The 11,087-nt window shown below is 65.4% G+C and carries 13 protein-coding genes and 1 pseudogene; 10 read left to right on the top strand and 4 right to left on the bottom strand.

Annotation, left to right across the window (positions count from 1 at the left end; all coding sequences use genetic code 11):
* The 5 genes from B7X30_RS14500 to trxC all read left to right on the top strand — a co-directional run.
* Positions 1-1,103, top strand: a 1,103-nt coding sequence (locus B7X30_RS14500; RefSeq protein WP_286731532.1) for a non-ribosomal peptide synthetase, incomplete at its 5' end; no start/stop codon positions are given.
* Between the two features lie 14 nt (positions 1,104-1,117).
* Positions 1,118-1,960, top strand: a complete 843-nt coding sequence (locus B7X30_RS14505) for a helical backbone metal receptor (RefSeq protein ID WP_286731533.1) — start codon at positions 1,118-1,120, stop codon at positions 1,958-1,960.
* Between the two features lie 66 nt (positions 1,961-2,026).
* Positions 2,027-2,584 (top strand): carboxymuconolactone decarboxylase family protein, encoded by a 558-nt coding sequence (locus B7X30_RS14510; protein WP_013107587.1) that lies wholly within the window; start codon positions 2,027-2,029, stop codon positions 2,582-2,584.
* An 18-nt stretch (positions 2,585-2,602) separates the two neighbouring features.
* On the top strand, positions 2,603-3,094 hold the full coding sequence (locus B7X30_RS14515) for a DUF6790 family protein (RefSeq protein ID WP_013107588.1): 492 nt from the start codon (positions 2,603-2,605) through the stop codon (positions 3,092-3,094).
* 238 nt (positions 3,095-3,332) lie between these two features.
* Positions 3,333-3,749, top strand: a complete 417-nt coding sequence (trxC, locus tag B7X30_RS14520; RefSeq protein WP_013124577.1) for a thioredoxin TrxC — start codon at positions 3,333-3,335, stop codon at positions 3,747-3,749.
* 40 nt (positions 3,750-3,789) lie between these two features.
* Here trxC and B7X30_RS14525 read toward each other — a convergent pair whose 3' ends face one another.
* Positions 3,790-4,461, bottom strand: a complete 672-nt coding sequence (locus tag B7X30_RS14525) for a PhaM family polyhydroxyalkanoate granule multifunctional regulatory protein (RefSeq protein ID WP_286731536.1) — start codon at positions 4,459-4,461, stop codon at positions 3,790-3,792.
* Between the two features lie 173 nt (positions 4,462-4,634).
* Here B7X30_RS14525 and B7X30_RS14530 point away from each other — a divergent pair, with 173 nt between their 5' ends.
* Positions 4,635-5,006 carry a hypothetical protein gene (locus B7X30_RS14530; protein ID WP_286731538.1) on the top strand — a complete coding sequence of 124 codons (372 nt, stop codon included), beginning with the start codon at positions 4,635-4,637 and terminating at the stop codon, positions 5,004-5,006.
* Entirely contained in the window at positions 4,936-5,769 is an 834-nt protein-coding gene (locus B7X30_RS14535; protein WP_286731540.1) for a DUF3108 domain-containing protein, read from the top strand. The genes B7X30_RS14530 and B7X30_RS14535 overlap by 71 nt, the downstream gene beginning before the upstream one ends.
* A gap of 48 nt (positions 5,770-5,817) precedes the next feature.
* Here the strand turns inward: B7X30_RS14535 and B7X30_RS14540 are convergent, their stop codons facing one another.
* Positions 5,818-7,425, bottom strand: a complete 1,608-nt coding sequence (locus B7X30_RS14540) for an L-lactate permease (RefSeq protein ID WP_286731541.1) — start codon at positions 7,423-7,425, stop codon at positions 5,818-5,820.
* Between the two features lie 377 nt (positions 7,426-7,802).
* On the opposite strand from B7X30_RS14540, the gene B7X30_RS14545 reads away from it, so the two are divergent.
* Positions 7,803-8,084: a BTH_I0359 family protein gene (locus tag B7X30_RS14545; protein WP_156053828.1), complete on the top strand. Its 282-nt coding sequence runs from the start codon at positions 7,803-7,805 to the stop codon at positions 8,082-8,084.
* Between the two features lie 20 nt (positions 8,085-8,104).
* Here B7X30_RS14545 and B7X30_RS14550 read toward each other — a convergent pair whose 3' ends face one another.
* Positions 8,105-9,397 (bottom strand): MFS transporter, encoded by a 1,293-nt coding sequence (locus B7X30_RS14550; protein WP_286731543.1) that lies wholly within the window; start codon positions 9,395-9,397, stop codon positions 8,105-8,107.
* A gap of 209 nt (positions 9,398-9,606) precedes the next feature.
* Here B7X30_RS14550 and B7X30_RS14555 point away from each other — a divergent pair, with 209 nt between their 5' ends.
* Positions 9,607-9,900, top strand: coding sequence for an ArsR/SmtB family transcription factor (locus tag B7X30_RS14555; RefSeq protein WP_286731544.1), 294 nt, complete (start codon positions 9,607-9,609; stop codon positions 9,898-9,900).
* Positions 9,901-9,971: 71 nt separating this feature from the next.
* Here the strand turns inward: B7X30_RS14555 and B7X30_RS14560 are convergent, their stop codons facing one another.
* A complete protein-coding gene (locus tag B7X30_RS14560; RefSeq protein WP_013107601.1) occupies positions 9,972-10,541 on the bottom strand; it encodes an SRPBCC family protein in 570 nt (189 codons plus the stop codon).
* 234 nt (positions 10,542-10,775) lie between these two features.
* Between B7X30_RS14560 and B7X30_RS14565 the strand changes: the two are divergent.
* Positions 10,776-11,087: pseudogene (locus tag B7X30_RS14565) on the top strand (D-2-hydroxyacid dehydrogenase family protein); the annotation flags it as partial.

Here is an 11,087-nt window from a genome sequence, read left to right on the forward strand (position 1 = left end):
CCTTTGCCCTGCGCGACCTGCTGCAAACCAGCCAGGCCACGGTGCTGCAGGCCACGCCCTCGACCTGGCGCATGCTGCTCGACGTCGGCTGGCCCGGCAGCCCCGACCCCTCCCGTCCCCCCAGACTTCGCGCCTTCATCGGCGGCGAAACCCTGCCCGCCGATCTGGCGCCGCGTCTGCTCGCCGCCTGCGCCGAAGTATGGAACCTGTACGGTCCGACCGAAACCACCGTCTGGTCCACCTGCTGGCGGGTGCAGCCGGGGCAGCCCATCGTGATCGGCCGCCCCATCGCCAACACCCAGGTCTGGATACTCGATCCGCAGGGCCAGCTCTGCCCCATCGGCACGCCGGGCGAAATCCACATCGGCGGCGCCGGCGTTTCGCTGGGCTATTTCCAGCGGCCCGAACTCACCGCCGAGCGCTTCATCCCCGATCCGTTCAGCGCCGATCCCCAGGCCCGTCTGTACAAAACCGGCGATCTCGGCCGCTGGCGGCACGACGGCCGACTCGAACACCTCGGCCGCCTTGATCATCAGGTCAAGATTCGCGGCTTTCGCATCGAACTGGGCGAAATCGAAGCCGCGCTGCGCGAGCAAGCCGGCGTGGCCACCTGCGTGCTCACCACCTACGCCCCCACCCTGGAAGACGTGCGCCTCGTCGCCTACCTCGTGGCGAAACCGGGCGCCGCGCCCAACCCGGCCGATCTGCGCCAGGCCCTGCGCGCGCGCCTGCCCGACTACATGGTGCCGCAGCACCTCGTGCCGCTCGACGCCTTGCCCCTGCTGCCCAACGGCAAGCTCGACCGCGCCGCCCTGCCCGCCCCCCAAACCGCCGCTCCGGCGGCGCACACGCGCCAAGCCGCACGCCTGCCGTCCACACCGCAAGAGCAGCAGATCGCCGCCATCTGGCGCGAGCTGCTCGGCGTCGAGCGGGTGCAACTCACCGATAACTTCTTCGATCTGGGCGGGCACTCGCTGCTGGCCATGCGCGCCGTCATCGCCATCGAGCAGCAGCTCGGCTGGCGCATCGCCCCGCGTCGGCTGATTTTCGAAAGCCTGGGGCAGCTCGCCCGCCCCGGCGCTGCTGAACCTCACACCATCTGAGCCCGGCGCCCGCCATGCCCGCTGTGCCCGTCTGCGACGCCCTCGGCCAGCCGATTGCCGCAGCCGACGCCCAGGCGCGCATCGCCAGCCTCGTTCCCAGCCTGACCGAAACCCTGTTCGCCCTCGGGCTGCGGCAGCACCTCGTGGCCCGCACCGGGTTCTGCGTGCATCCCCGCGCCGAGGTGCGCGCCATTCCCAAGGTCGGCGGCACCAAAGACGTCCACCTCGACGCCCTGCGCGCGCTGCAGCCCACCCATGTGCTAGTCAACATCGACGAAAACACCCGCGAAACCGTGGATGCGCTGCGCACCTTCGTGCCCCACATCATCGTCACCCATCCGCAAGCCCCGCAAGACAATCTGAGCCTGTTCGACCAGCTCGGCGCGGCCTTCGGCAGCCTGCCCGGCGTGACCGAGCGCGTCGCCGCACTGCGCCAGCAGTTGCAGGCCGTACTGGAAGACGTGCAAACCCGCCCCGGCGCGCCGCGCAAGGTGCTCTACCTCATCTGGCGCGATCCGTGGATGACCGTGGCGCGCGACACCTACATCAGCCAAAGCCTCGCCGCCGTGCGCTGGCACACCCTGCCCGAGGTGCTGGGCGGTGATGGTCTGCATCAGCCCGGCCGCAGCCGTTATCCGGTGTTCGACTGGTCGGCAGACTGGCTCGGCGCGGTGGACGAGGTGCTGCTGTCCAGCGAGCCCTATCGCTTCGGCGCCCGGCATGCGGCCGAAGTGCGCAGCCTGCTCGCCGCACGCGGCTTGCACCCGGCCGTGCGCGGCATCCCCGGCGAATGGGCCAGCTGGTACGGCGTGCGCGCCATAGACGGCCTCAGGCAACTCGCCGCACTGGCGCGCTGAAGCCGCTGGCCTCAGCGCCCAAGCGGGGCTACAGTCCAGCCATTCCATTTTCTTTATGTTTCCATCATGCCGCGCATCGCCTACTTACCGCAACACCACGCCGAGCCCGAAGAACTGGTGGCCGCCATACGCCAGCGGCGCGGCGGAGAACTGCTCAACCTCGACCGCATGCTGCTGCACAGCCCCGCATTCGCGCGCGGCTGGAATGGCCTGCTGGGCGCGGTGCGTGGGGAGCTGGAGCTCGAAGCCGATTTGCGCGAACTCGCCATTTGCGTCGTGGCGCGACTCAATGGGGCCGAGTATGAATTCATGCATCACGCCCCGCTGTTTCTGGCCGCCGGCGGCTGCGCCGAGCAACTCGCGCTGCTGCACGACATTCCTGCGGCGGTGGAAAACCGGCTGGCGTTCTCCCCCCGCGAGCGCGCAGTGCTGGCGCTCACCTACGACATGACCCGGCGCGTGCGGGTGAGCGAAGCGCATTTCGCCGCCGTCCGCGCCTTGCTGTCGCCCAAGCAAGTGGTCGAGCTCGTCGGCGTGGTCGCCACGTACAACATGGTGTCGCGGTTCCTGGTGGCGCTCGACGTGGGCATAGAAGACCGCTCAGAGTCGGACGCGGCGCACTGAAGCAAAAAAGGAGACGGCATGAGCGCATTCTGGCCGCTGTTTGCGCAACAGGCGCTGCACTACCGCACCTTCACCCTGATCGTGATCGGCCTCGTGCTCGGAGCGCTGGCCTTGCTCACCAGCAAACGCGCGCGGCATGATCTGCGAGTGGCGCAAGTGCTGCTGCGCTGGTTTTTGCTGTGCGCCGTCGGCGTGGGTTTTCTGGGCGTAAGCCTGCAGCATCTGCTGCCGCACACCACCCCAGACCCGGCCGGTTTTCAGATCGGCCTGGCGGCCGCAGGGTTTGCCGCGGTAGGCGTGGCCAGCGCCTGGGGCGGCATCGGCATGCGGCTGGCCGCGCTGCTCGGGCCCACGGTCTGGATCGTCGGTGCACTGCTGGGCACACCGGCGGGCGCGGTCAGCGTGTTCCGGCCCGGTGATCTGCTCCTGCCGGTAGTCGGCTTTGCCCTGCTGGTCTGGCAGTTCCGCGCGCAGCGACACCGCAGCGTGTTTGCCCGTTCGCGGCTTTGATCAATACCCCCCGAAAGCCTCGCTGCGCTCGGCTCTCCCCCCAGGGGGGCAAGAACCCCTTGGGGCGGCCCGACGGGGTTCTCTGACCAGCACCCCCCGAAAGCCTCGCTGCGCTCGGCTCTCCCCCCAGGGGGGCGAGAACCCCTTGGGGCGGCCCGGCGGGGTTCTCTGAACCTCTGGGTTGAAAACCGTCTGGCCTTGCCGCATATTCGCGGTATCGCCATTTGGAACAACCGCCATGCTCATCGTCTGCCCCCACTGCGCCACGCTCAACCGCGTTCCCGACGACCGCCTGAAGGACGCGCCGGTCTGCGGGCAATGCGGTCAGGAAATCCTCCCGGCCGCCCCCGTCACCCTGACCGATGCCAACTTCGAGCGCTTCATCGCCAAAAGCGAGCTGCCCGTGCTGGTGGACTTCTGGGCGGAGTGGTGTGGCCCGTGCAAGATGATGGCGCCGCAGTTCGCCCAGGCGGCCATCCAGCTTCAAGGCCGGGCGGTGCTGGCCAAGGTGGACACCGACGCCAATCCGCAGGTGTCGGTGCGCAGCCGCATTCGCAGCATTCCCACCCTGGCGCTTTACCGCGGCGGGCAGGAAGTCAAACGCCAGTCCGGCGTCATGCCGGCGCAAGAACTGGTGCGCTGGGTGGGCGCATAAGTCGGCGCATAAGTCGCGCCCCTCCGAATCGGCCTGCGACTCAACGCGACGCTTTGCCGGTCGCTTTGCTTGCTGCCTTGACTGCCGCCTTGCCGCTTTTGGCCGCAGGCGATGCGGGCCGGGCGGGCGTTTTTCGAGCCACACGGCCCACAGTCTTTGCAGCCGGTTTTTTCGCCGCCGCTTTCTTCGCCCCAGGTTTAGGTGAGTTCACCGGCACGGCGGAACCCGCAGGCGTTGTCCCGCCGTCCTGCAACGCTTGGCTCGCCAACTCGGTGAACTGCTGGGTCATCGCATTCCACCACTGCATCGGGTCGAACAGCGGCGATGCACCCGCTGCGGCCTGCGGCGGCTCGGCGGACTTAGCCGGCTCGGCTTGCGGCGCTTCCGTGGGCTGCACGGCGGCGGGCGCCGGTGGCGGCTCGGCCACCATGCCCTTGGCGAAGTCCTGCATATCCACATTCATGGTCTTGAGCGCCCGCAAGGTCATGCGCTGCACCTCTAGCGCCTGAATCATGTTTTGCGTCATGCGCGCATTGGTTTCCAGCCAGCTCAGCACGGCCTTGAGGTCAGTGATCTTCTGCTCGATCTCTTCCACATCGAGGGTCGGCGCCACCCAGTTGGCAAACTGCGAAGGCATGCCCGCGCCTTTGAGCAGGGTCTGAAAAAACTCCATGCCGGGAATGAAATCCTTGAACTCGGGAATTTGCGCCATGACGGCCTCCTCATGCGTTGTGCGGGGGATGGGTGCAGCATACGCGCGGCGCTGCCAAGCGAGAACCCGCATCCGCCCTGCAAGCACCCCCAAGCGAACGGCAAAATAGCGGACATGTTCCCCCGCTCAAGTCGCGTCGCCGCACGCCGTTGGTTCGCCACGAGGCCCCGGCCATGACGACCGATCGGCGTACCCGCGGGTGGCCGGGCTGGCGCACCATCGCGCTGCTCGCGCTGGGGGTGGTCGCCCTGCATCTGGCCGCGCTCGATTGGCTCGGCGCCGCTTTCCGCCCACTGGCCGCTGGCAAACTGCCCGAGCCGATCTACACCCAGCTTCTCAAACCCACCCACCAAGGCGAAACGGCCACAGGCGCTACAGGCTGCACCCATGCCTGCTCCCAAGCCCGCAGCCGACATCGTCCGCCCCCGCCCAGCCGAAACCGTCGCCTCCCCTGCTCAGGCAGCCCCGGTCCCGGTGGAAGCCCTCAGCGCGCCACCGCCGCCCACATCGGCGCCGCTTCTGGCCGCCGCGACCAGCCTGGGTGACCTGGCGCCAGCAGACCAAGTCAGCCAGCCCGCGCGTCCCATCCCCACCGAATCCAGCCCGGCCCCCACGGCCAGTGCACCGGCCTCAGCCGCGGCCCCGCATCCCTGGCCACCCTCCACCCGGCTGTCCTACACCATCACCGGCTACTGGCGCGGCCACCTGCACGGCAGCGGCGCATTGGTCTGGACGGTCGATGGCGACCACTACGAGGCCCGCCTCTCCGGCAGCGCGCTGATCGGTTTTTCCTACCGCAGCACCGGCCGCATCGAGGGCGACTGGCTCGCGCCCTCGGAGTACACCGAGCGCGTGTTCACCCGCGAGAAATCCGTGCGTTTCGACCGCGGCGACAACACCCTGCACTTCAGCGCCAGCCCCGCAGTGCTGCCCCTGCCGCCTCATGTGCAAGACAGCGCCAGCTTGTTTCTGCAACTCGCCAACCGCCTCAGCGTCGCTCCCGACGACTTCCACCCCGGCGCCACGCTCAGCTTCGCCGTGGCCCGACCCAGCGGCATGGCGGACTGGGCCTTCACCATCGCCGGCATGGATTTCGTGGATACCCCGATCGGATCACTGCCCTGCTGGCATATCGTGCGGCAGGCCACGCAGGCCAACGAACTCGGCGCGCAAATCTGGCTGTCGCCGCAGCTGCAAAACCTGCCCGTGCAAATCCGCTTGCAACATTCCGCTGATAGCTATCTGCTTTTCACTCTCGACCACGCCGAACAAGCCGGCGCGGCGGCCCCAGAATCGGCCAAGCCATGAAAAACGCCGCGCAGAGCGCGGCGTGTGCGGCGGGGAAAAGAGAACGAATCAATGCGGCGGCAACACCGGAATCATCCAGGTCAGCACATGCTGCTGCAGATACACCAGGATGCCCAGCAGCAAGGTGAGAAACACGCTGTGCTTGAAGGTGCGGGCGAACACCACGCCCTCCTTGCCCTTGAGCGCCGTAGTCGAAACGCCCGTGGCGATGTTCTGCGGCGAAATCATCTTGCCCATCACCCCGCCGGACGAATTGGTCGCCGCCATCAGCACGGGATCGAAGCCCAGCTGCCGCGCGGCAACCACCTGCAGATTGCCGAACAGCGCATTGCCCGATGTGTCGCTGCCCGACAGGAACACCGCCACCCAGCCGAGAAAGGCCGATACCAGCGGAAATAGCGCGCCGACACCGGCTACTCCCAGCCCAAGCGTGTAACTCATGCCGGAATAGTTAAGCAAAAAGGCCAGGCCGACGATCATGCACACCGTGAGCACCGCAATCCGCACCTGCACCCAGGCATCGCGCATCGCCGCAAAAAACTCCCCCACCGGCAGCCGCACCAGCACCGCCGTGATCACCGCAGACAACAAAATGGCCGTGCCCGTGCCCAAAGGCTGGAAGTCCCACAAGGCCACGTACGGCTTGTTGTAAAGCGTGATGAACACCTGTTTGTCCAGGCCCGGCCAGAGCACCTTGATCTCGCCAAACGCAAAAATCTTGGCATAGACCCAGAAAATCACCACCACGGTAATGACCACCCAGGGCAGCCAGCCACCATAGCCCACGCGCGCTTCATTCGGCGCGCGCACTGGGCGGGCAATAGCGAATTCCGGGTCGGGCGCCGGGCTCCAGATTTTGAGAAAACCAACCGTCAGAATCAGCGAGAACATCGAAGCCAGCACATCGGTCAGCTGATAACTGATGAAGTTCGATGAGACGAACTGCGCCAGCGCAAAGCTGCCGCCGGCCACCAGCAAAGCGGGCCACAAGGCGCGGATCGACCTCAGCCCTCCGTAAATCGCAATGACATAAAACGGCAACAGAAAGGCAAAAAACGGCAGCTGTCGCCCCACCATCGCCGCCAGCGGCTCTGATGGCATGCTCGTTACCGCGCCCAACACCGTCAGCGGCACGCCCAACGCGCCAAACGCCACCGGCGCCGTGTTGAAAATCAGGGTGAAGGTCAGCGCCTCCAGCGCCGGGAAGCCCAGGCCGATGAGCAAGGCACTGGTAATCGCCACCGGGGTGCCAAAGCCCGCTATCCCTTCGAGCAGACAACCGAAGGAAAACGCCACTACCAGCAACACCAGCCGACGGTCGTTGGGCAGATGCTCCAGCATCCACAGGCGAAACATTTCAAACCGGCCCGACTTGACCGCCACGTTGTAGAGCACCAACGCGCCATACACGATCCACATCACCGGCAGCAAGGCAAACACCACGCCGAGCGCCACGGCATTGAACGCGAGCCCCAGCGGCAACTGCCAAACGCCGACCGCAATGATCAGTCCCGCGACCAAGCCCACCGCAGACGCCTGCCATGCCGGTCGCCGCAGCACACCCAGCATCAACAGCACGATGGCAATCGGAATGGCCGCCACCAAAAACGAGGGCAGCAAAGCGCCGCCCACCGGGCTCAGAATTTGATGAAACATGCTTGTCTCCCGCCCGATAGCTCGCTGTGCGCGCTCCGGGCCTCTCGATGTGCGATGTGAACAGTGAAATCCCCGCACACGCCAGTAATCCGTCCGTTGCGAAGTCTGGTTTGTGCAGCGCCGCAAGCCTATGAGCGCTCTGCAAGGCGAGCAAGCGAATCGCGGTAATTCTTACGTCTTGTTGCAGGTGAGCGATGACAGTCAACACAGATTTGCGATGCGTGCTGGCAATCCTCCGCGCAGACCCGGATGGACAAACCGGCGGTCAACGCAAGCCCATCGCCGGGCGTTGTGCATTTAACAAAGTTGCGCGTTTTTGTCGGGCTTGTTTTTTGCTTCGATGTCCACATCTCCTCATCAACCAGCGGAGAACCACCATGCAAACCATGATCTATGACTCAGACGCCTTTTGTGTCCTGCAGCTCGACTGGTCGGGCGCGCAGGAGTCTCGAACCGACCACGAAACCGACCTCTCTCGCGGCGGGTATGAAATCGTCGACAAATTCGCCCGCAAGGAAATTTTTCTGGGCGGCCGCGCAGCCGAAGGGTTTCGCGCCAGCGTGCAGCAACTCATCGCCCAAGAGCCCAGCAGCGAAGAAATCGACGATTTTCTCGACCGCTATTCCGCCCTCTCGCGGCAGTCTTTGCATGCGCATTGAATGAGCGCCCCAGGCGGGGTTCAGCCCGGGGCCACCGCCACGGCATAAGGTCGGGCGTGAGTTTCGCGCGCCAGCAGCACGCACAGCACCGACAAGGCAATCCAGGCCAGCAGCACACCATTGGCCGCCTGAAATGCCGTGCCGTCATACAGCCGCGCACCGCCCGCCTGCTGCCCCGTCCAGAACCGATCGAGCACCCAGCCCAGCAAAGGCAACTGCACCAGCGCGCCCACCATCACCCCCGTGTTGTGCACGCCCGATGCGGTACCCGCCAGCCGCTGCGGCACTGATTCCTTGGCCCAGGCGAAACCCACCACCATGCCGCCTGAACCCACCGAACTCAGCAGCAACGCCAGCAACAACAAGCTCCAGGGCGCCTGCGGCCAGGCCACCAGCAGGCCAAAGCCCGCCAGCATCATCACCCCGCCGAGCAGATAGGGCAATTTGCGCCGACGCAGCCGGTCAGAAACCCGCCCCCACAGCACCCCGCCCAACGAAAACGCCACCAGCATCGCCGCCACCACCCACGAAGCCCGCCCTGCCGACATCTGCCGCTGCTGCACCAGAAACGGCATCCCCCAAAGCGTGGTGAACGTCAAAAACGCGCCGCAAACCCCGCCGGGCGCGATGAACAGCAAAGCGGTATTGCGATAGCGCCAGACTTCGCCCAGACCCCGCCCGACCTCTCCCAGCGTCTGCGCCTTGCGCGCAGGCAGATAGCCGTCGAACCCCATGTCCTCCGGCCGGTTGCGAATGCGCAGCAAGGCCAGCAGCGACAAACCCAGGCACAGCACGCCCACCGCGCCAAGTACCCAGCGCCAGCCAAAACTGTGCGACAAAATCAACAAAGGCGCTTGCGCCAGCACCGCGCCCAGCGTGCCCAGGGCAAGCGATAAACCCGACATGGTGCCGAACACCCGCGGTGCAAACCACGCGGCGGAAAGCTCCAGCAACGACACCCAGGCCACGCCATGCCCCAGGCCGATCAGGGCCCGAGCCACGGCCGCCGACTCAAAGCTGCCCGCCACCGCAAACAGCAGCGCGCCGACCCCGGTCACCGCCTGCCCGACCACGATGAGAATTTTCGGGCCGAAACGATCGTTGGCGATGCCCGTCGGAATTTGCGAGGCCGCGTAAAAGTAGAAGTAAAACGACGCCAGATTGCCCAGCTGCGCGGCGTTCAGATGGAAGTCGCGCATCAAATCGACGTTGAGCACGCCCGGCGTGACCCGCAGGAAAAACCCCACCATATAAGCCGCCGCCGCGATCCCCCACAGCAGCAAGGCCAGACGAACAGGAGGATGACGGAGCATGTGTGGCATCGGCTTGCTTGCTGCAACGGTGGGCAAAGCAGAGCAGCTTACCCAATTCGGCCCGCATCCGCTCGCTCACAGAGGTGAAGCATCTCAAACCACGCGTATCAGCGCGATTAACCCCCCAAAGCTCACACGAAGCCCGCAGAAGCGCCACTTTCTTGTGTTGCATCAAAACCTTGCAATTCGATATTCATAGACTCCAAATCATGAATATCGCCGAACTGCCCCCCCAGACAGCGCCGAACCTCATCCTGCCGACGCCGATGCATCGGCTTGCCCGCCTGGAGCGCATGGCCGGCGGAGATGTCGTGCGCATTCTCAAGGCGCTGGCGCACCGCGAGCGTCTGGCCATTCTCTGCCTGCTGATGGATGGCGAGCGTTGCGTGCGCGAACTCGAACACGAGGTCGGCATGCGCCAGGCCGCTTTGTCACAACAACTCGCCAAGCTGCGCGCCGAAAACATCGTCGAAGCCACCCGCCGCGGCCGCTTCGTGCACTAGGCTGAATAAACAGCGGCCGCCTCGGTGGCAGCAATCGGCAGCAACCGGCAACGATTGTCAGCAAGGGCACATCACCAAGTGCCGTGCAGCCCCCAGTACACGATAAACACCAGCACCAGGGTGGAAATCGCCCATCCCCAGGGAGGCATCATGCCCCACAGTCGGTCGAGGGCACCGGCGCCGTCGTCCACCGGCAGTTGCCCGCGCATGACCTGATCGAAGCGGGAGAAAAAGGTCTCCGCCAGACTCTGCGCCGTGCTGTCCACCGTGCCCTTGCCCAGCTGGCCGATGGCGCCGCCCACCTCGGCGGTAGCCTGGTAGTTCATCTGCGTGCCGCCGTCTGCCGTGGGCTGCAACGCGACCAGGGCGCGGCCCAGGCCAAAACCGGCGCTCCCCGCGTTGCCCTCGAAGCGCAGCACGTAGCTGTGCGGCGGGTTGGGGTCTTCCAGCGTGAGCGTGCTGCTGAAGCGCGTCTTGAACCCGGCGACCGCCAGCACTTGCACGATCTCGAAATGTCCCGAACCGGTGTCGGTGATCGATTCGCAACCTGGAATGCAGGCTTTAAGCACTTCCGGGCTGTTGAGCGCCTCCCAAGTTTTCTGCGGGCTGGTCGGCAGTAGCCATTTCCCTTTGACATCCATTTCGGCCTCCATGTCGTCTCACCCAGCCGCCTCGTTCGAATCATCGGACGGCAGACAGGCATATATCAAGACCAGCTTATATTCTGTGACTGACGACAGAAGCAAGCTGCGGCGCAACAAAATCGGGAAACTCCTATTCGGGGCATTACCGATCCGCCCGCTGCGGCGCCTTTCTTCCGCGCTGTTCCAAGGGCCTACACTGATCGGCTCTGGTGTTTCATCGGACGGATAACCATGCAGATCACCGTGCTCGACGACTATCAGGATGCAGTGCGCAAGCTCGATTGCGCGCAGCAGCTCGACGGTCACGACCTCAAGATATTCAATAACACCGTCAAAGGCGTAGGTCAGCTCAGCGTGCGCCTGCGCGACACCCAGGCGCTGGTGCTGATTCGCGACCGCACCGTGCTGTCGAGGCAATTGCTGGAAAAGTGCCCCAAGCTGCAACTCGTGGTGCAGACCGGCCGGATCGGCCCGCATGTGGATGTGCAAGCGTGCAGCGATCTGGGCATCGCCGTAGCCGATGGGCAGACCGACCCCGGCGTC

The organism is Thiomonas sp. 13-64-67 (assembly GCF_002282795.1).
GTDB lineage: Bacteria > Pseudomonadota > Gammaproteobacteria > Burkholderiales > Burkholderiaceae_C > Thiomonas > Thiomonas arsenitoxydans.